The sequence below is a fragment of the Clostridium boliviensis genome (genome assembly GCF_033342255.1).
GTDB classification, from domain to species: Bacteria; Bacillota; Clostridia; order Lachnospirales; family Lachnospiraceae; genus Lacrimispora; species Lacrimispora boliviensis.
In genome coordinates, this window is the sequence record NZ_JAWONS010000252.1 from 167,485 (window position 1) to 190,722 (window position 23,238).

The 23,238-nt window shown below is 42.0% G+C and carries 19 protein-coding genes, 1 tRNA gene and 1 pseudogene; 4 read left to right on the forward strand and 17 right to left on the reverse strand.

The genetic code is table 11. From position 1 onward, the window contains the following. Positions 1-86 precede the first annotated feature (86 nt). Together RZO55_RS17780 and RZO55_RS17785 are read left to right on the forward strand one after the other, a co-directional pair. Positions 87-158, forward strand: a tRNA-Arg gene (locus RZO55_RS17780). A gap of 576 nt (positions 159-734) precedes the next feature. Then, positions 735-1,169: pseudogene (locus tag RZO55_RS17785) on the forward strand (IS3 family transposase); the annotation flags it as partial. Positions 1,170-1,797: 628 nt separating this feature from the next. On the opposite strand, the gene RZO55_RS17790 reads toward RZO55_RS17785, so the two are convergent. The 4 genes from RZO55_RS17790 to RZO55_RS17805 all read right to left on the reverse strand — a co-directional run bounded on the left by RZO55_RS17790 (position 1,798) and on the right by RZO55_RS17805 (position 7,463). Then, complete coding sequence (locus RZO55_RS17790) at positions 1,798-2,088, reverse strand: hypothetical protein (RefSeq protein WP_318065599.1); 291 nt, start codon at positions 2,086-2,088, stop codon at positions 1,798-1,800. A gap of 311 nt (positions 2,089-2,399) precedes the next feature. After that, on the reverse strand, positions 2,400-2,810 hold the full coding sequence (locus RZO55_RS17795; protein ID WP_318065600.1) for a hypothetical protein: 411 nt from the start codon (positions 2,808-2,810) through the stop codon (positions 2,400-2,402). 248 nt (positions 2,811-3,058) lie between these two features. Continuing rightward, complete coding sequence (locus tag RZO55_RS17800) at positions 3,059-5,176, reverse strand: methyl-accepting chemotaxis protein (protein ID WP_318065601.1); 2,118 nt, start codon at positions 5,174-5,176, stop codon at positions 3,059-3,061. Next, complete coding sequence (locus tag RZO55_RS17805; protein WP_369293226.1) at positions 5,166-7,463, reverse strand: efflux RND transporter permease subunit; 2,298 nt, start codon at positions 7,461-7,463, stop codon at positions 5,166-5,168. The genes RZO55_RS17800 and RZO55_RS17805 overlap by 11 nt, the downstream gene beginning before the upstream one ends. A 240-nt stretch (positions 7,464-7,703) precedes the next feature. Here RZO55_RS17805 and RZO55_RS17810 point away from each other — a divergent pair, with 240 nt between their 5' ends. Beyond that, positions 7,704-8,669: a DUF5688 family protein gene (locus RZO55_RS17810; RefSeq protein WP_318065603.1), complete on the forward strand. Its 966-nt coding sequence runs from the start codon at positions 7,704-7,706 to the stop codon at positions 8,667-8,669. On the opposite strand, the gene RZO55_RS17815 is transcribed toward RZO55_RS17810, so the two are convergent. The 9 genes from RZO55_RS17815 to RZO55_RS17855 all read right to left on the reverse strand — a co-directional run bounded on the left by RZO55_RS17815 (position 8,632) and on the right by RZO55_RS17855 (position 17,785). After that, positions 8,632-9,051, reverse strand: a complete 420-nt coding sequence (locus RZO55_RS17815; protein WP_097006888.1) for a threonine/serine exporter family protein — start codon at positions 9,049-9,051, stop codon at positions 8,632-8,634. The genes RZO55_RS17810 and RZO55_RS17815 overlap by 38 nt on opposite strands. Beyond that, positions 9,045-9,824 (reverse strand): threonine/serine exporter family protein, encoded by a 780-nt coding sequence (locus tag RZO55_RS17820; protein ID WP_318065604.1) that lies wholly within the window; start codon positions 9,822-9,824, stop codon positions 9,045-9,047. The genes RZO55_RS17815 and RZO55_RS17820 overlap by 7 nt, the downstream gene beginning before the upstream one ends. A 19-nt stretch (positions 9,825-9,843) precedes the next feature. Continuing rightward, entirely contained in the window at positions 9,844-11,841 is a 1,998-nt protein-coding gene (gene feoB / locus RZO55_RS17825) for a ferrous iron transport protein B (RefSeq protein WP_318065606.1), read from the reverse strand. Next, positions 11,834-12,133, reverse strand: a complete 300-nt coding sequence (locus RZO55_RS17830) for a FeoA family protein (protein WP_369293227.1) — start codon at positions 12,131-12,133, stop codon at positions 11,834-11,836. Before RZO55_RS17830 ends, feoB begins: the two co-directional genes overlap by 8 nt. 65 nt (positions 12,134-12,198) lie before the next feature. Next, the gene (uvrB, locus tag RZO55_RS17835) at positions 12,199-14,184 is read right to left on the reverse strand and encodes an excinuclease ABC subunit UvrB (protein ID WP_318065607.1); all 1,986 of its coding nucleotides are present in this window, start codon (positions 14,182-14,184) and stop codon (positions 12,199-12,201) included. Positions 14,185-14,279: 95 nt separating this feature from the next. Next, positions 14,280-15,542, reverse strand: coding sequence for a 3-isopropylmalate dehydratase large subunit (locus RZO55_RS17840; RefSeq protein ID WP_318065608.1), 1,263 nt, complete (start codon positions 15,540-15,542; stop codon positions 14,280-14,282). 9 nt (positions 15,543-15,551) lie between these two features. Then, positions 15,552-16,043 carry a LeuD/DmdB family oxidoreductase small subunit gene (locus RZO55_RS17845; protein ID WP_318065609.1) on the reverse strand — a complete coding sequence of 164 codons (492 nt, stop codon included), beginning with the start codon at positions 16,041-16,043 and terminating at the stop codon, positions 15,552-15,554. Positions 16,044-16,060: 17 nt separating this feature from the next. Further along, positions 16,061-17,302, reverse strand: a complete 1,242-nt coding sequence (locus RZO55_RS17850) for a 3-isopropylmalate dehydratase large subunit (RefSeq protein WP_318065610.1) — start codon at positions 17,300-17,302, stop codon at positions 16,061-16,063. A 3-nt stretch (positions 17,303-17,305) separates the two neighbouring features. Then, on the reverse strand, positions 17,306-17,785 hold the full coding sequence (locus tag RZO55_RS17855; protein WP_318065611.1) for a LeuD/DmdB family oxidoreductase small subunit: 480 nt from the start codon (positions 17,783-17,785) through the stop codon (positions 17,306-17,308). Positions 17,786-17,979: 194 nt separating this feature from the next. Here RZO55_RS17855 and RZO55_RS17860 point away from each other — a divergent pair, with 194 nt between their 5' ends. Further along, positions 17,980-19,005, forward strand: a complete 1,026-nt coding sequence (locus RZO55_RS17860) for a threonine aldolase family protein (protein ID WP_318065612.1) — start codon at positions 17,980-17,982, stop codon at positions 19,003-19,005. Between the two features lie 55 nt (positions 19,006-19,060). On the opposite strand, the gene RZO55_RS17865 is transcribed toward RZO55_RS17860, so the two are convergent. From RZO55_RS17865 to ftsE, 4 genes are read right to left on the reverse strand one after another with little or no spacing between them, the layout of a single operon-like run. Then, entirely contained in the window at positions 19,061-20,365 is a 1,305-nt protein-coding gene (locus RZO55_RS17865; RefSeq protein ID WP_318065613.1) for a S41 family peptidase, read from the reverse strand. Positions 20,366-20,381: 16 nt separating this feature from the next. Beyond that, entirely contained in the window at positions 20,382-21,584 is a 1,203-nt protein-coding gene (locus tag RZO55_RS17870; RefSeq protein WP_318065614.1) for a murein hydrolase activator EnvC family protein, read from the reverse strand. A gap of 12 nt (positions 21,585-21,596) precedes the next feature. Beyond that, the gene (ftsX, locus tag RZO55_RS17875; protein ID WP_318065615.1) at positions 21,597-22,505 is read right to left on the reverse strand and encodes a permease-like cell division protein FtsX; all 909 of its coding nucleotides are present in this window, start codon (positions 22,503-22,505) and stop codon (positions 21,597-21,599) included. Beyond that, positions 22,495-23,181 carry a cell division ATP-binding protein FtsE gene (gene ftsE, locus RZO55_RS17880; protein ID WP_318065617.1) on the reverse strand — a complete coding sequence of 229 codons (687 nt, stop codon included), beginning with the start codon at positions 23,179-23,181 and terminating at the stop codon, positions 22,495-22,497. The genes ftsX and ftsE overlap by 11 nt, the downstream gene beginning before the upstream one ends. Between the last annotated feature and the right edge of the window lie 57 nt (positions 23,182-23,238).

Consider the following 23,238-nt stretch of genomic DNA (forward strand, 5'->3'; position numbering starts at 1 on the left):
CTCGTCTTTATTCTATCAAAAAAACCGCCAAAAATCAACAAATAACTCTTGCGCTTTAAAACAAACTATAGTAGAATGTAAAAGATGCATCTGTAGCTCAGTGGATAGAGCAGTGGCCTCCGGAGCCGCGTGCGTAGGTTCGATTCCTATCAGATGCACTATTTTTTTGCCCGGAAATAATTCTCTGAAACCTTGATTTTATGGGGTTTACTCTAGCTTATCTGATTTTACTATTGTTACCAGATTTCCAGTTTTTACTATTTTTTGTGATTTAACTGAAATATATTGGAAAGTTAATGGGTCAAAATATCATTTACTTTTAATGTTTTAATCTTAAAGTCAATATCACTCCATTCTAATGAAAAGCTGGCTCTAATATTAGATTACTGTTCTTATATGGCTTCCACTTATACAGTATATTTAACCCTGTTCGCATTATATTCCTTAATTTTTACCCTTAATTCTCAATCAGTTTGGATATACTCTAATAGTAATAAGAAATGGCGTTTCAAAACATGCAAGATTGAAATACAAAAAGGAGGCGAAATTACGCCTCTTTTTGTATTTAAGATCCCTTTATGTTTTAACTATGTTTTTTTTAATAATCCTTCTTGCTGTGCTAATTGTTCAAGTAATTGTAATACTTCATCTGGTGCATTAATAACAGCAATTGAAAATTCTCCTTTAATACTAATTAGAAAGTGGAACTCAGGAAAAAAAATTTTCATGGTTACTGGAACTATTTATGTGTACTTGTTGACCTCTTTAATAGAGAAATAATTGGTTACAGTGCCGGTCGTAACAAAACAGCAGACCTTGTAAAAAAGGCATTTCAGTCCGTAAAAGGGAATCTGAATGATATCCAGATATTTCATACGGTTCGTGGGAACAAGTTTAAGAATCATACGATTGATGAAACTCTAAAAGCATTTGAAATTCAACGTTCCCTAAGCCATAAAGGGTGTCCTTATGATAATGCTGTTGCAGAAGCAACATTTAAAATAATCAAAACGGAGTTTGTCAAGAACCAGACCTTCAGCAGTTTGTATCATCTTCAGATTGAATTGGCTGATTATGTAAACTGGTTCAATAACCACAGGATTCATTCTTCACTGGGATACTTAACACCGGTGAAGTATAGAATGATTACCTTTAAAAAAATTGTCTAGAAAACTGTTGACAATCCAATTCGGGACTCGCACCCGTCGGAACGTTTATCCACTGAGCGCACACTAAAAGGGGGATACCAAAAAAGTGGTCTCCCCCATTAAAATTAATGGTTGTATTATATCAATTTATAAATATACACAGCAATTAGTATATTCCTTCACTTTAATTATAATATTATAAATTTTAATTGCTCTTAATTTTTTGTTTTATTATACACAAAAATTTGAATATAATGTATAAAATCAATAAATCCAACAAAAAATATAATACATTAAAAGATGTCCGACTAAAGATAGGTTGCATACTATCATATACTTTTAAAAATACAAGTGGATATCCAATTGAAAGTAAGCTCTGATTCATTAATGATAAAATAAACCTAATTAAACTTATAATTATAAAAAAAACAAAAAATTTTATGCTGGTACTAAAGTTAATTTTACGGTCCATGTACCTTTCCTCGTAGCTCCTATATTATAGTCTCCAATTGCGATGCCTAAAGTATAAACACCTTTTACTACCGTTTTTACAGAGTCATTTGTATGATTATCTGTATAAAAATTTCGAGAGTATGAGGTTTGAGACCATGATGTTGTATGAATACCAGTCAAATATGAAGTAACAGAATCAATGGATGAATACTGCTCGCATAATTCCACGTGGCACTTTTACAACTTCTTTATATTCGCTGTTTTCAGCACCTTGCAGTTCTTTAAGATAATCTTCAAGTTCATTTGCAGAAGAAAATTTTTTTGTCTCTTGTTCGGGCGTAATAGATGATACTTCATATCCATATTTATTAAGGATATTTTTAATTTGATCACTTGTAATACTATCTTTACTTGTCTGAGCCAATGATGTCATGCAACTTAATGCCACTAAGACAATGGATAAAATCATCGAATATAATCTTTTCACAGTAAACCTCCTTATGAAAACATAAGCCACCGAGTTACTTTATTTAACACCATTGGAATCACCTTCTTTCTATACTAGCTATTGTATATATATTATACTATAAGTTATCTCTCGCAAATGTTTTTGCAATTGCATTTTTTATCCTAAGCGTAACTAGCATTATATCTAAACAAAATAACAATTAAAAGAATTCTAGGTGTCAGGGGAATATATACCCATTACTTCACTAAACATAAAGTTATTATAATATGTCAATCCATAATCCGGACTATAACATTACCTCAGTCAATTCTTCGTTAACAAACTAAGACTTATCGTTTGAAAATACTAATAAAAACACTGCCTCCACTGTTATGTAACACCCCTCCCTCAATGACAAATAACCCATTCCTGCTTCTCATTACGGAAAAATACTCTTTTTCATTTACAGGCAGCCCATATACGATCTGGACCGTTTTCCAGTTGTTCCTGTAAATATTTCCCACCTTAACGATTTCAGGCATCCGTTCTGTTCTGCTGACCTCCACCATATTTTTATTATGTATCATATCAACATAATTGTATCTGGTTATGGTTATTGACAGAATCAGCCCCATGATTAAAAAACCAGACAGACCAATAAACATCAGCCAGTTTTTACCAAGAAAGAACAGAATGAAAAGCAAAATCATCGCCAACAGATATAAAACTCCATAAACTGTAATCCCAACAAGATTTGTCATATGTTTTTCCCCAGGATTATATTTATAATCATTCTACGAATCACTAAATATCTAATTGGATTATAACTCTATTTTTTTAATAATAACAGATATATATTGATTTTTTCTTTATTTATCTATTATATTTACAGGAACATTTTTATGTTCCCTTATAAATATATAACTAGATAACCATATATATCTCTCTCAGCTAAAAAATAAGCAGGTGAAGACCGAACAAACATGTCTTCACCTGCCAAATAATTTCCTTAACCAAAAATCCCTGTAATCGAATTCCAAATCTTAGAAAATACATTCTTCACTCTCTGCCATACTCCCACATCCACTGCAGCCGGTTCAATATCCACTGCATTGGTATTTACATCATCCTCTGATATCTCCTCTGATCTTAAAACAATCTGAATGCTGGAAGGAGCCGGGTTCTTATCCGATGTGAAGGATACCATACTGGCATCTAAATTCATTTCCAAAAGGTTATTGTCATCTGCAATCTTATCCAGCTTCTCGTCGATACTGTCTCTGATACTCTCATTCGCTCCCTTTAGTTTACTTGTCGTGGCTGAGGTATCCGCTGCCTTTTCCAAAATATCAATTAAACCATTTAAAGTATCTTTTGTGCCGCCTTCTACCGCATCCCGGTTGGTTTTAATGGTATTTTGGACACTTCGAAACAATGAAATCACCTGATTGGTAGCAGAACTGATTTCTTCCACCGAAGCCGCCGTATCATTAAGCATTAAATCAAAGGCCGGCTTATTATCATTCTTTGTTTTATTTAAACTGACCAAATCACCAATTGTCGTATCAATATCATATGTAATGGAAGCAAGCTTGCTTACAACTGCCTTGCTGTCCTTTACGCCGCCCTGTACATCAATCCCTGAGACAGTATAACGAACACTGGATAAAATTTTATTCATGGAGTCTAATATCTTTGATAAAACAGCTGCTGTCTGTAACAGCGCAGAAGCATTGGGATTACTCGTTCCAGTTTCAGCAACCTGCTGAAGCTGGGCACGCATCTTGGATACCGCATCTGCACCCAGAGCAAATTCCAAGTCATTTAAAACCTCATCCATATCACTCATCAGTGCCTGCATACTCTCAGCCTGATTTTTTAAATCTTCCTCACTTAACGCCTCGGAAGGGGAAGCAGTGGAACTAAGTTTATTTAAAACACCCTGAATCCCATCAAGCTGCTGTTCAATATCCGCAATTTCACTTGTGATCTGATCTGCATCAGATTCCTCCAGTCCATTCTGCAAATCGCCCAGGGAATCTTTTAAATCCCTTAAAGATGAGGATAAGTTGTAGAAATCTTCACCGGAATCCTGAAGCGTTTCTACAAGAGTATTTACTTTATTATTTACCTCGTCGAGTCCCTGTTTATTTGCATTGATATCCGGTGCAAGCTGGCTGATCTTCTGATTCGCCGCCTCCAGACCGTCTATGCTGGCATCTGCACTTGAGATAATCTGGTCTTTTGATGCATCGAAGTTTTCCCTGGCTCCCTGAAGCTGGTTCAGTCCCTTCTTGGCAACCTTCATGCCGTCACTGATGCTGTGCAATGTGTCCAGCATTTCATTCATACCATCCAATAACTCATCCGTGGAATCCTTAAACGTATCCTTTGCTTCCTTTACATCGGCAATATCACTGATCTGATCCAGGGTTCCAGGTACCATCATCATTATAATTCCATTGGATTCAAAATCATGGGAGCTGATTTCTATATGAAATATCTTCTGCTCGCCTGGTACTGCTGCAAAAAGAACCGCCTTATATGTACCCATTGACTGGATCTGCGCTCCAGGCGCTTCAACAGAATTCACATCCTCCATATCTACTATTGTTCCAACCTGTAATAGCATATTGTTCTGATAATACAGGTTGGCATTCTTATTGGGGATGCAATGAACATCAATTTCCACCAGACCGTCCGCATGTAACAGATCCTGTGCTTCCTTTGGTATCCCGTTTAATTTATATGAAATATCAAAATCCCAGGGAAGAACTACTTCTCCATTATTTAACTGACACTCATAATAGAAGCGGTCCTTGGCATCTTCCGGAAGTTCCCAGGTTACAGTGTTTCCGTCAACCACCGGCTGCGCATAATTTGACATATTGGTGATGTCTTTATAGGTTCCATAATCAGAAAAGGTCCGCTGTCCATTCAGTGTTACACCCTTTACAACGCTGCTGTCCGTCTCTTTTCCGTAATAATCCAGATTAACATATAATGTTTCATCCGTTGATACGGTTGGCGGACTGGCGTAACTGTTTCCTGCCATAGTAATACTGATCATTGAAGTGATTAACGCTGCTGCCGTCAGCCGATATGCTGTGCTCCATTTACTCTTCATTGGTTTTCACTTCCTCCTTATCCTGCTTCTTATCTTCTGTCGTTTTATTCTGAGCGCCTTTTTGATCAACGGCACTTTCCTTTCTTTTTTCCAGCCGTTCTTTCTTTTTTTCCATTACAGCCGTCTTAAATGCTTTTTTCTTCTCAACCATAGCCAGATGGGCAGCAGCGATCTTCTGCCGTTTCCCTTCCTCCCACATTAACACAGGATCTGCAAGTGTCAGAAGAACCGGCAGCAAAAACAGTACCATGATTACACTGATAAAAGCACCTCGCCCGATTAAATGCCCGAGACCGGCAATCGCAGATACTGAAGATACAAAATACAAGCCGTATCCGACAATAGTCAGGATGGTACCTGATGTCAGGATGGAAAGTGCACTCTTTGAAACAGTATGCTTAATAGCTCTGGCTTTTTCCGGATACTTTTTTTTCATATCAATATAGTTATTTGTCATCAGAATAGAATAATCAACCGTTGCTCCCAGCTGAAGACAGCTGACAATAATATACCCCAGATACAGTATCTTCTCTCCTGTGAAATAAGGAATTGCAAAATTGAAAAATACAGCCACCTCAATAGGAATTAATACAACGACAGGTATAATCACTGAGCGGAAGGTTAACATAACCACCAGACCAACGCCCAGTATGGAAAGAATATTTACAAAGTTATAATCCTGTGTAATAATCGTCTGGATATTCTGAGTAGAAGGTATTACACCTGTTATATAAGCTCCCTCCGGATAGTACTGATTTACCAGGGCACTGATCTCATCGGAACACTGATATGCAAAATCACTTTCATCCGAGGACTTTACATAGATCATAATTCTGCTGTAATCTTTTGTATGCATCAGGCTTGTCAGGCTTTTGGGCAGAATCTTTTCCGGAATCCCCTCCGGCAGTGTACCGGCCAGAGATGTCACAGATCTTACGTAATTAAGATCCTTAAGTGAATCCGTTAAATTCTTTTCCGTTACCATATTTGTATTGGGTACAACTGCAAGAATCAGATTACTCTTTCCAAAACGGCTGTTAATCTGCTGTTCGTCGTTATATACTCTGGTACCCGGACTGGAACCAAGTGCGCTGTTTCCAAACGTAAATGCATTCATGCTCTGTGCCACGAAAGCCGGTATAATGAGAACTGCAATTCCAGTCAGAACGCCATAACGCACTTTATGTACAAGGATACCAAGCCCATGGAACGACGGCATAAACGAACGGTGCTCTGTTTTCTTGATTCTGTCTCCCCACCGAAGTAAAAGAGATGGCATTAAAAACAGCACAGTAACAAGGCTGATCACAATACCCTTTGCCAGAACAAATCCCAGGTCCCGTCCAATTGAGAAACGCATCAGCATCAAAACAAGGAAACCAATAATTGTTGTTGCTCCGCTGGCCAGAATAGAAGGAAGGGCCTTGTGAAGAGCATTGGTAATGGCAGTTACCGGATCATCCCCCTTTTCCCGTTCCTTCGTAAAACTGTCCAGAAGGAAAACCGAGTAATCCATGGCTACTGCCAGCTGCAATATGGAAGCCACACTGAACGTAATAAATGAAATCGTACCTATGGCTAAATTGGATCCCATATTTATGATAATTGCAATTCCCATGATCATTAAAAAGAGAAACGGCTCGAACCATGAGGTTGTGGTTATACAGAGAACCAGTGCAATCATTACAACTCCCATTGCCATGGCAATACTGATCTCTCTGGTAAGAGTTTCGTTTAATGATTTATTCTGAACTGCCGATCCCATGAAGAATCCTTTGTCACCGGTTAACTTCTGCATCTGGTTGATTGCTGACTTTGTCAGGCTGCTGGAATCACCCTCTTTAAATATAATATCCATAACTGCATAATTGTCTTTATAATAATCCTGGATATCATCATAGTTAATAAAAATATTGGCTTTATAAACATCGGTGGTGGTATCTGCCCACATCACCATATCCACTCCGTCGATATCAGCAATCCGGTCTTTATAGGCCTTTGCTTCATAAAGCGTAACCGGTCCAACCATAACCCTTGCCGTGCCTGGATATCCAAACTGCTCTTCCATTACATTCAGACCTTTTTTGGCAGGAGCCCAGTCAGGAAGGTATTCGCTTAAATCATAATTGACATGTACAAAACATGTACAGATAGCGGAGATAACCACTACCAATGCGAAAATCTTTTCGATACGTCTGCCGTTCTTAACAATCAGTTCAATGAGTCCTGAATGTCTTTTTTTCGGCATGCTTCCATGATGTTGTTTCATTTTTTCTTTTGTTTTCACTGTCCTCATCCTCTTCTAGTCTTTTCAGTGTATACCATAATACCAATTTTCCTTTTTGTAATTATACAATCTTTTTAAGTTGAATGATTTTTCGACAAAATTCGAAATATGTCTAAACATATTGTCATTTTTTATCAATTACGATATAATGGATTTGGTTTGTCACATCTAAATCTCATTTCTAATTGCTGTATCTCGCATCCTGCGATTTACATAGATCATATCTAAGGAGGTATACATATGGTATACGAACAATTTCAAAAAGCAGTAAAGGAATCACTGAAAGAGCGCCTTGGCTCCGGCTACAGCCTGACGCTGCAGAGCGTCACAAAGAATAACGGACTGATTCTGAACGGCATCTGTATCAGCAAAGCAAACGAGAACACCGCTCCGGCTATTTATCTTCAGAACTTTTATGAGATCTACAAAAAAGGGACGCCTTTTTCCCAGGTTCTTGATGAGATTCTGGATTTATACCAGTCTCAGCATCTACCGGAGGAATGTTTTTTGGAAGAGCTTCACTCACTAAACCCTTTGACCGACCGGATCATGTTCCGTCTCATCAATGAATCCGCCAATGAATCTCTATTATCCGATCTCCCTCATTTATCTTATCCCGAACTTGATCTGGCATTAATTTTCTGCCTGTCTCTGAGCAAAAGTGAAGATCATCTTTTTTCAGCTCTTATCCACAAATCTCATCAGAAATTATGGAACTTATCCACCGAAGATTTATTTAACGCTGCCAATTCCAACACACCTCGTCTGTTTCCAGCCCGGATTCAATCTCTTATGGATGTAATAAAAGAAATCGCTGGGAAAGCCTCTGACGGAGAAATAAAAGAAGAGGACTGGGACGGATTCTTCGAACCCTCTCCCTTATCCCCTCCCATGTACGTCTTAACCAATTCCCATGGAGCTCATGGATCCGCCTGCATGTTCTATGAAGGCATATTAAAAGACTTCGCAGAACGCACAGGAGGCGATTTAATCATTCTGCCTTCCAGCATTCACGAAGTCTTACTGATTCCATACAGCAATCATATATCTTATGAAGAGCTGGCCAAAACCGTCTTTTCCATCAACCAGGAAGAGGTTGCCAAAGAAGACCGTCTGTCCAATCATATCTATCTCTATTCCAAATCACAGGAACAACTGTCCATCGCTTTTACTTCTTCTTTCCCAATCGGAACAATGAATCCATGATAAAAATCGCCATGGCAATGGCACCAGAAATCTGAAGTGTCTCCACCAGATAATGGCTGGAAAGCTCCGGATTGTTGCTGATTACACAGGATACACTTCGGTAAATAGAAGCTCCTGGAACCGAAGGCAGGATTCCTGCAACCAAAAACACCGTAACTGGAGCTTTATAGATTCTGGCAGCAATGTGGCTGGAAAGTGCTACCAGCAGACTGGATAAGAAAGCCGCAGCTATCACCGAACCGGCTGCGGCTTGCACAAGAAGATATACCAGCCAGCCGGCTGCTCCAATTCCACCAGATAAAACAAAATATTTTTTAGGAATCTCCAGTAATAAAGAAAAGCTGATCACTGCAAGAAACGCTCCTGCTGTCTGAATCACCATAGAAAACTCCCTCCAGTCAGCCACTGATATAGTCCCATTCCTGCTCCCACTCCAGCTGCAACTGCCAAAGCAATCACTACAGCTTCCATCATTCTGGATGTGCCGGACGCATAATCACCGTTTAGCGTATCCCGGATAGCTGTGGTAAAGATCACTCCCGGCACCAGCGGCATAATGGCACCGATGATGATAATATCACTTTTTATTCCCGGCCAGATCCATCGTTCCAGAAACAGAGTGGTAAAAGCAATTAAAAATGCACAAAAAGCATTAGAGCAGAAATCATTCAAACGAATCCTGACAGAGAGCTTTGCCGCACCAGCTAATACAGCTCCGGTTACTGCAGCTGCCAGACAGTCTTTTGCGCTTCCACCAAGAAGGAGGGTGAAAAACACCGCCACTCCCACGTATCCCATATCCTTCAGACTTTTACGAAACTGTACCATTCCCCGAATCTCTTTCAGCTCCTGATACGCCTCTTCTACTGTAATAAGATCTGCACAAAGCTTTCTGGATACATTATTAACCAGATATACCCGGTTTAGATTGGTATTTCTGACCGTCACCCTGCGGGCCACAGTAATTGCTTCTATGGACGGATCATTGAGGGACGCAAAAATGCCTGTGGAAAAGACAATGGATTCTGCCGTATCCCGGCCTGCTTTTCTTAAAATGTGGTCAATGGTATCCTCCACCCGGAAGATTTCCGCGCCACTTATCAACATAATCTCACCTGCCAGAACCGCAGTTTCCACAAGCAGTTTATCATTCATCGCCTTATCCTCTATCTGATTAAAAAATCAAACTTCCAATCTGGTATACCAGAACTGCAAATCCCCAGGCAATCACCAGCTGAAATAAAACCATACCAAGCGTCCATCTCAGGGAGCCGGTTTCTTTCTTAATAGTAGCCACCGCCGCAATGCACGGGGTATACAAAAGGCAGAATATCATCAGTGCATAAGCATTGACACCGCCAAAGCCTATATGTCCAAGCAGTCCGGACAATTCTCCCATTCCTGCTGCCGAATTAATATTGCTGATTCCAAATAATACAGAGAAGCTGGAAACAACCACTTCTTTTGCAGAAAGTCCGGAGATGAGCGCAACTGCAATTCTCCAGTCACCAAGTCCCGCAGGAGTTAAAATAGGAATTAAAACTCTGCCGATCATGGCTGCAAAGCTCTGTGATACATCTGTGACAAATCCGGTAAATCCGGTATTCATCACGAACCAGAGAACGATTGATGCAAGAAATATGGTAGTACCTGCTTTTCCAAGGTAATCCTTCACCTTATCCCAGACATAGATGGTAACAGTTCTTGCATTAGGAGTCTTATACTCCGGCAGCTCAATTAAAAGTGTATCCTCTTCCTCTGATTTTATCATCTTATGGCTCACATGTGCAATCGCAATTGCAACCAGAAGCCCAATCAAATACAGGGAGTAGGCTGCAGCCAGCGCATGTTTTGGAAAAAACATCTCCGAGAATAAAACATAAATAGGAAGTCTGGCTGAGCAGGACATAAAAGGTGTGATGAGTATGGTCCTACGCCTGTCCCTTTCACTGGGCAGCGCCCTGGCCGCCATCACCGCAGGCACCGTACAGCCAAACCCCAGAAGCATGGGGAGAAATGCTTTTCCGGAAAGACCCACTCTTCCCATAATTTCATTCATAACATAAGCAACTCTGGCCATATAACCGCTGTCTTCCAAAAAGGCCAGTGCGAGAAACAAGATAAAAATATTAGGAAGAAAGGTAAGGATACCGCCTACACCGGCAACAATCCCATCCACTACCAGTGAAATAATCCAGTCAGCTGCATGAATGCCTGCCATCAATTGATACATTGACGATGACAGATGATCCAGGGCTACCTCAAAATATCCTTTTAATAAATCTCCCACTGTAAAGGTCAGAAAAAACACCAGTGCCATAATGCCAAGAAACAGGGGAACGCCCCAGAACGGGTGGGTGAGATAATCATCAATCTTATCCGTCATTGCTGCCTTCTGTTCTTTGTTTACCAGGCATTCATGGATGATTCCCTCTATATAATCATATTTTTCATTAATAATCTCTTTTTCATAATTATGATCGATTATATTGCTAAGATCAATGGGATGATCGTTTGCGACTTCTTCATCATATTCCAGAAACTTAATGGCATGCCACCTTAAGTTCTTCAATTTCCCATAATGGGCCTTCAGAACTGTCCCGACTTTGGATATTTTATTTTCAATCCTTGGAGTATATGTGACCACCACCCCCTGTGGACCCTCTTCATAATGATGAACAACTGCATGCAAAAGCACATCCAGACCGGTCCGCTTTCTTGCAGAAACCGGAACAACAGGAATATTCCCCAGCATCTCCGGCAGGCGGTGAAGATCAATCTCCATACCCCTGTCCTCCACGATATCCATCATATTAAGTGCCAGAATTACAGGTTTCCTCAGTTCCAGAAGCTGGAGTGTCAGATAAAGATTACGCTCCAGTGAGGAAGCATCCACTACGTTAATGATAACATCAACATCTTCATCCTCCAGACACTTTCTTGTAACAATCTCTTCAATGGTATAGCTGGTCAGGCTGTAGATTCCTGGTGTGTCTATCACCCGGATGGCCTGGCCCTTGTAGCTGGTCTCCCCCTCTACACGCTCTACCGTAACTCCAGGCCAGTTTGCCACTTTTAATCTGGCACCGGTAAAGGCATTAAACAGGGTTGTCTTTCCGCAGTTCGGGTTACCCACAAATGCGACACGGATCATTCTGCTGTCTTCACTCATGAGCGGCCTCCTCCTTTATTTCAATTCCCTCTGAGATCTTTCTTCCCAGAGCCAGACGAGTCCCCCGGACCTTGATGATCACGGTGCCGCTCCCCTTCTTATTTAACAGGGTAACCGGCGTCATCTCATTGACGCCCAAGGCTTCCAGCCTTCTTGTAATGGAATCTTTTACCATTACGCTGTATACCGTGTAGGTCTTTCCGATATCTCCTTCGTGAAGCTTCATAATAATCTCCTCTGAATGCAGCCCGTCAACAAACCGGCGCACCAGGGTTCTCTCCCTGGATTGCATCCATAGAGATTTTACACTTTTTGAGAATCATTGTCAATACCAACTGCATGTCTGAAACATAATTTTTACTGGTTGATTTCCTGCAGCATCTTTTTCACCTGAACCATTCTGTCACGCAGCTTTGCAGCCTCTTCGAAATTTAACTCTGCAGCTGCCTGATGCATCTTTTTCGTCAGTTCCTTTGAGAGCTTTTCCAGTTCCTTCGCATCCATGGATTCGGGATCCTTTTTAAATTCCTTATCATTTGCTGCTGCAGCCTTGGAAATCGCAATTAAATCACGTACCGCCTTTTTAATCGTAGTGGGAGTAATCCCATGTTCTTCATTATACCGTTCCTGAATCCCTCTTCTCCGGTTGGTTTCCTCAATCGCCACTCTCATGGAATCTGTCATGTTATCCGCATACATGATAACATGGCCCTCCGAGTTTCTGGCCGCTCTTCCTATGGTCTGTATAAGTGAAGTCTCTGAACGGAGGAAACCTTCCTTATCCGCATCCAGAATCGCCACCAGGGTAATCTCAGGAATATCCAGACCTTCCCTCAACAGGTTAATTCCTACCAGAACATCAAAAACATCAAGACGCATATCCCGGATGATTTCCGAACGTTCCAGAGTATCAATATCGGAGTGGAGGTATTTTACCCGGATTCCAACCTCTCTCATGTAATCCGTCAAATCTTCTGCCATACGTTTAGTCAAAGTGGTTATTAATATCTTATTCTTCTTGTCCACTTCTTTATTGACCTCAGAAATCAGATCATCAATCTGTCCTTCCACAGGACGCACCTCAATCTCAGGATCAAGAAGTCCGGTTGGCCGGATAATCTGTTCCACTCTTAAAAGCTCATGCTGTGATTCGTAGACGGAAGGAGTGGCGGAAACAAACATCATCTGATTAATCTTGGATTCGAATTCTTCAAAATTCAAAGGACGGTTATCAAGCGCCGAGGGAAGACGGAATCCAAAATTTACAAGTGTAGATTTTCTTGAACGGTCTCCGGCATACATTCCTCTTACCTGCGGAAGAGTGATGTGGGACTCGTCCACGATGATTAAGAAATCATCCGGGAAATAATCAATTAAAGTGTAAGGAGGCTCTCCCGGTTTCCCCCCCGTCAAATGTCTGGAATAGTTTTCGATTCCAGAACAGAAGCCGGTCTCCTTCATCATCTCCACATCAAAATTAGTCCGTTCAGAGATTCTCTGGGCCTCTAACAGCTTATCCTCACTTTTAAAATACTCTACCTGTTCCTTTAACTCAGCCAGTATTGTCTGGGCTGCATGCTCCATCTTGTCTTTGGATACAACATAATGAGATGCCGGAAATACTGCAATATGCCCCAGTTCCGCCCTTATCTCTCCTGTCAGCGTATCAATCTCCGTAATCCTGTCCACTTCATCACCAAAGAATTCCACACGGTAAGCCTCGCTGCCGGAGTAGGAAGGAAATATCTCAACCACATCACCCCTGACACGGAAGGTACCTCTCTTAAAATCCATATCATTCCGGTCATATTGGATATCGATCAGCTTATGAATCACTTCATCCCGGTCCTTTATCATGCCGGGTCTTAAAGAAATCACCATCTCCTGATAATCGATGGGACTTCCCAGTCCGTAAATGCAGGAAACCGAAGCAACGATAATCACATCTTTGCGCTCTGATAATGCCGCAGTGGCAGAATGGCGCAGCTTATCGATCTCATCATTGATGGAAGAATCCTTCTCAATGTAAGTATCGGTAGATGGTACGTATGCTTCGGGTTGGTAATAATCGTAATAGGAAACAAAATACTCCACTGCATTCTCCGGAAAAAATTCCTTGAATTCCCCGTAAAGCTGTGCAGCAAGGGTTTTGTTATGTGCAATAATAAGGGTTGGTCTCTGTAATTCCTGTATGACATTTGCCATAGTAAAGGTCTTTCCAGATCCGGTAACTCCCAGTAAAGTCTGAAACTGATTGCCTTCCTTAAATCCCTTCACAAGCTGGTCTATGGCCTTGGGCTGATCGCCGGTCGGGGCAAACTCTGAATGCAATTGAAATTCCATACGTTCTTTTTACCTCCTTGGTGACAATATCGTACCAAGATTATAACATAGGGAAGATAAAAAGTATAGGCAGGGGAGGAACATTTGTTCTGATTTTATTTAAAAAATGAATTATCCAAACTTATAATCCGGCCGGTTACAGCACAGGCTGCTGCCATTTTAGGAGACGCCAGGTATATTTCTACCTTTGAAGTTCCCATTCTTCCCAGAAAATTCCGGTTATTGGTAGCCACTACCCGTTCGCCGTCACTTAGAATTCCTCCAGTTCTGCCACAGCATAATCCACACCCCGGATGAGTGATGATGGCACCTGCCTCCGACAGGATCTCCATAATCCCCTGTTCCATGGCTTCCTGATAAACCTTCCGGCTGGCAGGTGTGACAATAAGCTTTACATAATCTGCTACTTTTCTGCCCTTTAAAACCTCAGCTGCTGCTGCTAAATCCTCCAGACGGCCATTTGTACAGGAACCGATAAATACCTGATCAATAAGAATGCCCTCCAGTTCACTGACCGGTTTAATTCTGTCCACCTGGGAAGGACATGCCATAACAGGAACAAAATCTTCCGCTTTATACCGGATCACTCTTTTGTATACCGCATCGTCATCACCTGTCAGGCTCTTTTGGAAATCACTTAGCTGTATCTGGCAATACTCAGCAGTTTTCTCATCAGGAGTAAATAAAGCACATTTTGCTCCCGCTTCAACAGCCATATTAGCGATGGTCATGCGGCTTGCCACAGACATCTCCTTCACAGTACTTCCAGTGAATTCAAGTGCCAGATAAGTCGCACCATCCGCACCTAAGTCCCCGATTAACCGCAGGATAATATCCTTTGACATCACATGATCCGGCAGTTTGCCGTCAATCACCACTTTGATTGTCTCCGGAACCTTGATCCACATAGTTCCTGTCCCCAGGATGCTTGCCATCTCCGTATAACCGATTCCAGAGGAAAATGCTCCTACACAGCCGTATGTGGTCGTATGGCTGTCTGTACCAAATACCACATCACCCGGCTTTACGTAACCCGCTTCCGTCATCAGCTGATGACAGATCCCATCACTTCTGTGCACATGCGTCATCCCGTATTTTGCTGCAAATGCATCTCCGATCCGAAAATGTCTGGTATCATCTAACTGACTGGCCGGCACCAGATGATCATAGATCAAGACCGCTTTATCCGGATCCCAGAGCTTTTTAAACCCCATCTCCTCAAATTTATCTGCGACAAAAGGAATAAAAATGTCATGAATCATCACCCGGTCAGCTTTTACGGTAACAATGTCACCCGGCTTTACATTGTCCGCACCTGTATTATGCCTGATTATTTTCTCAATGATTGTGCTTCCCATTGCCCCTCCTTAATCCAGTCCGTTCTGTTTTCTCATGGCTTTCACCAGTCCGCCTGCACTTATAATGTCCACCAGATTCTGTGGCAGAGACGCAATATGGTAAAATCTGCCCTGATATTCCACATGCTCGTTTACTGTAACGCTGATCGTATCACCTTCTGTTATATCGTGATATAAATCCGGCTGTTCGATAAGAAGCAGCCCGTTATTGATGGAATTGCGGAAAAATATTCTTGCAAAAGATTTGGCAATGACACATTTAATCCCGAGAGCCTTGATGATCTCAGGAGCCTGCTCTCTGGATGAGCCGCATCCAAAATTTTTTCCTGCCACAATCATATCCCCTTTACTGATCTGTGCGGCCAGTTCGGGACGGAGAGGGCTAAAACAGTATTGCTTCATTTCTTCTATGGTTTTCAGTGCCAGATATTCCGTAGGGATAATAATATCCGTATCAATATCATCTCCCAGTACCCAGACCTTTCCTGTAAATGTCTCCATGTTCATATCCCCTTCTGTTATGCAAGTGTTATCTCTCCGGCAATTGCTGATGCCGTCACGGTAGCAGCAGAGCCTAAATATACTTTAGAGCTTGGATGGCCTGCCCTGCCTTTGAAATTGCGGGTTCCTGTACTGATCAGAACCTCATTTTCCCCTATTACTCCCTGACAGCTTCCCCAGCATACACTGCAGTTTGGATTCATTACGATGGCACCGGCTTCCATGAATATATCAATCAGACCTTCCTTTAATGCCTGCTTATATACCTCAAGACTCGCGGGAACAACTAAGAACCGGACGCTGTCTGCCACCTTTTTTCCCTTAATTATCCCGGCACCCACTCTCATTTCTTCTATCCGTCCATTGTTGCAGGAGCCCAAAAATGCTTCATCTATTTTTACGCCGCATACCTCTTTTGCAGGAACCACATCATCCACAAAATCCGGGCGGGCAACAACAGGCTCTATAGCAGTCAGATCAATGGTATATTCCCTTGCATAGACTGCATCCGGATCACTTTTATATACTGCTTTCGGTTTTCTTCCCCGTTCTTCCAGATACGCCAGCGCAATTTCATCTGCTTCAAAAATACCTGTTTTGGCTCCTGCCTCAACGGATAAATTACACAAAACCATGCGGTCATTGACACTCAGCGTTTTTGCCCCTTCACCGCTAAATTCCATCACCTGGTAGTTGCATCCATTCGCTCCGATTTGTCCAATTATTGTAAGCATTAAATCTCTGGGATAGACTCCGTCAGGCAGTTTTCCTACCAGATTGAATTTCACTGATTCCGGAACCAGCACCCAGGATGTGCCTGTTACCATGCCGTAAAGAAAATCCGTACAGCCCACTCCTGTTCCGAAAGCGCCTAAGGCACCATACGTACAGGTATGGCTGTCTGCTCCAAAAATAAGCTCTCCTGGGCAGACGTAATTTTCCATCATAATCTGATGACATACACCCTTTCCTTCCCAAAAGTCAATCTTATGCTCTCTGGCAAAATTGCGCATCTTCTTCTGTGCTGCAGCAGTCTTTGGATTGTCAGCAGGCACATTATGGTCCACAATAAAGACCAGTTTTTCGGGATCTGCTATGCGGGGATTTGTCAGCTTATTATGATACATATCAACCGTTAAGTGAGTGGTTCCGTCATTGCTCATCAGGCGGTCTAAATGAACTGTATGAATATCTCCCGGTTTTACATGATCCACACCGGCAGCAGCCGCTATCACTTTCTCTGCAATTGTCATTCCCATGCCTTAATCCTCCTTATTCAAAGATGCAATCAGACCACCCTGATTTAAAATATTCTGCATATATTCAGGAAGCTTTGTGCAGGAATACTCTTTATTGTTAGCCCTGACAATTCCCTCTGATAAGAAAAGCTCCATCCTGTCCCCTGTATTTACTTCATCGGGAAGTTCTTTACATACAATAACCGGAAGTCCGATATTGATTGCATTTCGAAAGAATATTCTGGCAAATGATTTTGCAATCACCGCTTTTACACCCAGAGCTTTTAAAACACCCGGAGCCTGCTCTCTCGATGAACCGCAGCCAAAATTCTCCCCTCCTACCACATAATCTCCTTCTTTTACCTTCTTCGGAAACTCCGGATCCAGAGATTCAAATGTATGTACTTTCATTTCTTCAAGATCAGGCAATAAAAGATACTGGGATCCAATAATCTGATCGGTATCGAGATCATTATGAAATTTAAAAATCGCTCCTGACGGCATAAGGCTTCCTCCTGTTCCTAAGTAAATACCTATTCTTTTGTTTATTTTACCACAGCCCCTAATATAATAATAATACATGATAAGAATATTTACTATAACATAAGATTATACTATTTCTGATTCATACACATTGTAAATCCGGCCCATTTAGTATATCATATTTTTTATACCATTAACGATCAGGAGGATATTATATGTACAGCTTTAATAACGATTACAGCGAAGGCGCTCACCCAAAGATCCTGGAAGCAATGACACGGACCAATCTGGTTCAGAATGGCGGATACGGGCTGGACGAGCACTGTACCCGTGCCAGGGAGATAATCCGTCAGGAGACCGGGAGCAAGGACGCTGATGTTCATTTTATTGTGGGCGGAACCCAGACCAATCTGATCACCATAGCAACTGCGCTGCGGCCGTGGCAGGCTGTGATCTGTGTTGCTCAGGGACATATTAACGTACATGAGACTGGTGCCATTGAAGCCACCGGCCATAAAGTTCTGGCTATGCCGGGAAAAGAAGGAAAGCTGACTCCTGATGAAATTATCCAGGCGTTTGAATATCATACCGATGAGCACATGGTTCAGCCGAAGATGGTTTATATCTCCAACTCAACTGAAATCGGAACCCAGTATTCCAAAGCGGAACTGGAAGCACTTCACCGTCTGTGCCGGGAGAAAGAGCTGTATCTCTTTTTAGACGGTGCCCGCCTCGGCTCAGCGCTGACCAGTACGGTGAATGATTTATCCGTGAAAGATATCGCTGCACTTACTGATGTTTTCTACATCGGCGGTACTAAGGCCGGAGCACTCTTTGGAGAAGCACTGGTTATCACCCATCCGGATTTAAAACCGGATTTCCGCTTCATGATGAAGCAGCGGGGTGCTCTGCTGGCAAAAGGCTGGCTCCTTGGCATTCAGTTTGAGGAACTGTTTACAGATGGTCTCTACTATGAACTGGCCTCCCATGCCAATGATATGGCTGATATTTTAAGAGAAGGAATTAGAAACATGGGTTACACCTTTTTCTCCCCCTCTTTTACAAACCAGCTGTTTCCCATATTCCCTGAGTCTGTAATCAATACGCTTCAGAAGGAATTTATATTTTCTATACAGGAAAAAGAAGAGGACCGCTCTGTCATTCGTCTGGTCACCTCCTGGGCCACCAGGCAAGAGGAATGCGAACATTTTCTAAGTGTACTGAAAACCTGTTCCATGTAATGAAACAGCCCTTAAGAAACAGACAGTTCTGCCGTCTCTTAAGGGCTGTTAATTTTTAATTAAAAGCTTTAATTGCTTCTGTCAGCTGATTATCTTCCTCATGCTCAATCTTTATCTTAGACTTCAACTCTTCTTTTAACTCTACCGGGACATCGGGTTGAAGTCCCTTTCCATGGAGGTCAAAGCCGCTTGGTGTATAATAGTGGGCAACCGTCATCTTAATTGCGGTTCCTTTATCTAACGGGAATAAGGTCTGAACAATTCCCTTTCCAAATGTTTTCGTTCCAACCAGCTTTGCTCTGTCATATGCTTTCAGAGCGCCGGAGAAAACTTCGGAAGCACTTGCAGACTGGCCATTCACCAGAACTGCCATTGGAAGATCTACCTCATGACCGTCCGAAGCATAATATTGGTCACCTTTTCCGTTCTTATCCGCCATATATACAAGAAGTGTCTTATTTTTCTTGGTTCTGACAAGATCAGGATCTCCTTCAATAACCAGGTCATCAGGAAGAATGTAATCCAGCATGGAAACCACTGCATCCACAACCCCTCCTGGGTTATTCCTTAAATCAACCACCAGCTTCTTCATTCCCTTTTTTTCCAGATCATCAATAGCACCTTTAAACTGCTCTGAGGTCACTGTATCAAACTGGCTTACTGAGATATATCCGATATTGTCAGCCAGCATTTCATATTCCACAGTGGGTACTGTAATCTGGCGGCGTTCCATTGTCATGTCGATATAATCACCCGCATCCTTACGAAGAACGGTGATTGTAACAGGCGTTCCTTCTTCCCCTTTAATGAAGTCTTTTACTACCAGCTCTAAATCCACTCCGGTCACTTCTTTGCTTCCAACCTTATACAGGATATCGCCGGGAAGAATTCCCGCTTCAGCCCCAGGAGTTCCTTCAAATACCTTGCTCACAGTAATCACTCCGGTTGAGGCATTCTGACTCACCATCACGCCTATTCCGCAATATTCCCCTGACGTATCTTCCATCAGCTTTTCATACTCATCTGCAGTATAATAAACGGTATATGGATCATCAAGGCCATAGAGCATTCCTTTATAAATCCAGTCTTCCACTTTGCTGTTATCTTCATCAAAGAGATAATACTTATCAATGACACTCTGAATCGTCTGGATTTTCGCTACAATCCGGTTCAAATCCAGATTGCCATCCTGATTCTCTGTCTGAACAGATTCTGCTGTCTGTCCTTTTCCATCAATCGCAGTTCTTCCAATTAAAAAAATACCTAATGACATGCCAACTATTATAAGGCCTGCCAACGTGGTAAGAAGCGCCCCGACCAGGGCACCTTTCCAAAATTTATTCTTATTTTCCACTGTCATTCTCCTATCTAGCTCATTATGGGCTTACGTATTTCACTGGATTTACATAACTTCCATTCACTCTGATCCCAAAGTGGAGATGCGGTCCCGTGGAATATCCGGTAGAACCCACTTTCCCAATTAACTGTCCCTGTGATACTTCCTGCCCCGCTGAAACCAGGAGTTGGGAACAGTGCATATAAACAGTATAAACTCCTCCGCCGTGATGAATCATAATATAATTGCCGGCAGAATAACTGTATGTAGAGATCGTTACTGTCCCGGAAGCAGCAGCTAAAACATCGTTACCAGAGGAAGCCCCGATGTCAATGCCCTGATGATTGGAAGAGGCTCCTTCGGTTGGAGAATCCCTGTCCCCAAAGGAAGAGGTGATTCTTGCAGAAGAAGGACAGGGCCATATAAACTTAATATTCCCGATTGCCACCGTATTATACGTTTTCCCGGCCTTCTGCGCCGCTTTGCGCGCTTCTTCCTCCTGTTTGCGTATCAGAGCTTCCATTTCTATGATCCGCTGTTCCTGCGCCGCCAAATCCTTTTCCAGTTCAGATAAATTTTCCTGATTCTTAGCTATCTGGTTCTGATAAGAAGCAAGTTCCTGGTTCTTAGCCTGTAAAAGTTCCTCAGCATCCTTCTTTTTTTCTCTGGCAGCAGTCTGAAATCCCAGCAGCTTTTCATATTCTGCATTTAGAAGCACTTCCCTTTGACTGATTTCTTCTTTGGTTCTTTTATAGTCCTCCAGCATTCTTCTATCATATGCAGTTATACTTCTAATGTATTCCGCCCGGTTAAAAAGCTGGGTGAGATCGGCGGACCTAAACAGCAAGTCCAGATAGCTCGTCTCACCCTTCTCATACATATACTGAATTCTCAGTTTCATATTCCGGTACTGATGTTCCTGCGCTTCTCTGGCAGCTTCTAAGTCGGCTTTTGCTGCTTTGATCTGCTCTTCTTTGGCTGAGATCTGAGCTGTCAGCGCTGTCAGCTGCTTATCATAATCAGCCAGCTTGTCATCCATACCTTTGACATAAGCGGAAGCGTCTGATTTTAAACCTTCCAGCTCTTTTAAGGCACTTTCCACTTCCTTTTTTTCATCTTCTAAAGAACTGGCTTTTTTCTTTGCATCATTTACCTCATTCTTTGTACCATAGGAGGGAAATATACATGATACGGTCATAAAAAGACCGATCCCCACAGCAAGCAGTCTTTTTCCATGCTTCATGGACTTCTCCCCTTACACCTTTAAATGTTTGCGGATTGTAAAGAAACTGACAAAAAATCCGATTCCAAGTCCCAGCGACATAGCCGTTGCCGCCATATAAGGAAATATGGCATCAACAGGAAGAAACTGAAACAACCCGGATAATATGCTGAATTTTGTCACGACATATTCTACAGCAGAACGATACAGAAAATAAATAGCAAGCAGGGGAATGGAGGCCCCTACCAGACCGATGATCACTCCCTCCACTACAAAAGGAGCTCTTATCATATAATTGGTGGCACCAATCAGCTTCATGATCTGGTTCTCATTCTTCCGGAATGCGGCTGCTACGGATATCGTATTGCTGATTAAGAATATGGCAACTGCCAGGAGTACACCGATGATGAGCATGGAAAGGATTCCTATCACCTTGTTTAAGCTGTTCATTCCTTCTGCAGCCGTTTTGGAATAGTTGACTTTTCTTACTCCTTCTATTCCATTTAACCAGGTAACAATTTCATCCTGTTTGGTTAAATCATTTAAAAATATCGTATAGGAGGAAGAGTTGGCCAGAGGGTTGTCCTCTTCAAACCCTTCTGCCAGATCCTGCATATCACCGAAGTATTCTTTCTTTGCTTCCGCCCATGCGTCTTCAGCAGAAGTGAATTTCACTTCCTTTATTTCTTTTCTTGACTTGATTTCATTTCCAATCTGGGTGATTTTGTTTTTATCAAGCCCCTCGTCAAAAAATACGGTGATTCCAACTGTGCTCTCTGTATTTTTTACTACATACTGAACATTAACCACAATGGAAAAGAACAGACAGAAAAGAAAAATGCATGCGGATACGGTTGCGATCGATGCCAGTGAAAATAATATATTTTTGCAGATGTTTATTACACCTTGTTTCAGACAATACCAAAATGTACTAATTCTCATATGTATAACCGCCTTTTTTCTCATCGCTTATGATGGTTCCGCGATCCATCATAATTACCCGCTTCTTCATACGGTCTACTATCTCCTGGCTGTGAGTAACAACAATCACAGTAGTACCCTGTTTGTTGACCTCCTCTAATAGCTTCATAATCTCCATAGAGTTGTGCCCGTCTAAGTTTCCTGTGGGCTCGTCAGCCAATAAGATCTCGGGTCTGTTAATGAGCGCTCTGGCTATGGCGACCCTCTGCTGCTCTCCGCCGGAAAGCTGCTGCGGGGAAAATTTATACTTTGAAGACAGCCCTACCATCTTTAACATAGCAGGTACTGACTCTTTTATGCTTCTTGTGGAGGCTCCGATGACCCGCTGGGCAAACGCCACATTTTCATATACATTCCGGTCTTTTAAAAGTCGGAAGTCCTGAAAAACCATGCCAAGCTTTCGGCGGTATCTGGGGATAAAGCGCCTTGGCATCTTGCCTAAATTTACATCATTTACAATTATCTTACCAGAGGTGGGCTCCACTTCTTTTAATAACATTTTCAGCAAAGTGGATTTTCCGGATCCGCTTCTGCCGATGATGAAAACAAATTCACCATCCGCTACAGTCATGTTGATGTTACGCAGTGCCTTGTTTCCCGCCTCGTATGTTTTACTTACGTTCCATAATTCAATCATTTTAGTCCTCTGAGTAATTTAGCATAGCGTGTTTTTCTTTCCGCGACTCCGCAGTGT

What these genes read in the sequence shown, in the direction of transcription:
- RZO55_RS17855 (WP_318065611.1), bottom strand. Translation starts at nt 17,785, where the DNA reads ATGCCGTCAGGAGCGATTTTTAAATTTCATAATGATCTCGATACCGAT.
- RZO55_RS17795 (WP_318065600.1), bottom strand. Translation starts at nt 2,810, where the DNA reads ATGACAAATCTTGTTGGGATTACAGTTTATGGAGTTTTATATCTGTTG.
- RZO55_RS17865 (WP_318065613.1), bottom strand. Translation starts at nt 20,365, where the DNA reads ATGACAGTGGAAAATAAGAATAAATTTTGGAAAGGTGCCCTGGTCGGG.
- uvrB (WP_318065607.1), bottom strand. Translation starts at nt 14,184, where the DNA reads ATGGAATTTCAATTGCATTCAGAGTTTGCCCCGACCGGCGATCAGCCC.
- RZO55_RS17870 (WP_318065614.1), bottom strand. Translation starts at nt 21,584, where the DNA reads ATGAAGCATGGAAAAAGACTGCTTGCTGTGGGGATCGGTCTTTTTATG.
- RZO55_RS17850 (WP_318065610.1), bottom strand. Translation starts at nt 17,302, where the DNA reads ATGGGAATGACAATTGCAGAGAAAGTGATAGCGGCTGCTGCCGGTGTG.
- ftsX (WP_318065615.1), bottom strand. Translation starts at nt 22,505, where the DNA reads ATGAGAATTAGTACATTTTGGTATTGTCTGAAACAAGGTGTAATAAAC.
- RZO55_RS17845 (WP_318065609.1), bottom strand. Translation starts at nt 16,043, where the DNA reads ATGGAGACATTTACAGGAAAGGTCTGGGTACTGGGAGATGATATTGAT.
- RZO55_RS17830 (WP_369293227.1), bottom strand. Translation starts at nt 12,133, where the DNA reads ATGCAATCCAGGGAGAGAACCCTGGTGCGCCGGTTTGTTGACGGGCTG.
- RZO55_RS17800 (WP_318065601.1), bottom strand. Translation starts at nt 5,176, where the DNA reads ATGAAGAGTAAATGGAGCACAGCATATCGGCTGACGGCAGCAGCGTTA.
- RZO55_RS17815 (WP_097006888.1), bottom strand. Translation starts at nt 9,051, where the DNA reads ATGGTGATTCAGACAGCAGGAGCGTTTCTTGCAGTGATCAGCTTTTCT.
- RZO55_RS17810 (WP_318065603.1), top strand. Translation starts at nt 7,704, where the DNA reads ATGGTATACGAACAATTTCAAAAAGCAGTAAAGGAATCACTGAAAGAG.
- RZO55_RS17820 (WP_318065604.1), bottom strand. Translation starts at nt 9,824, where the DNA reads ATGAATGATAAACTGCTTGTGGAAACTGCGGTTCTGGCAGGTGAGATT.
- RZO55_RS17840 (WP_318065608.1), bottom strand. Translation starts at nt 15,542, where the DNA reads ATGGGAAGCACAATCATTGAGAAAATAATCAGGCATAATACAGGTGCG.
- ftsE (WP_318065617.1), bottom strand. Translation starts at nt 23,181, where the DNA reads ATGATTGAATTATGGAACGTAAGTAAAACATACGAGGCGGGAAACAAG.
- feoB (WP_318065606.1), bottom strand. Translation starts at nt 11,841, where the DNA reads ATGAGTGAAGACAGCAGAATGATCCGTGTCGCATTTGTGGGTAACCCG.
- RZO55_RS17860 (WP_318065612.1), top strand. Translation starts at nt 17,980, where the DNA reads ATGTACAGCTTTAATAACGATTACAGCGAAGGCGCTCACCCAAAGATC.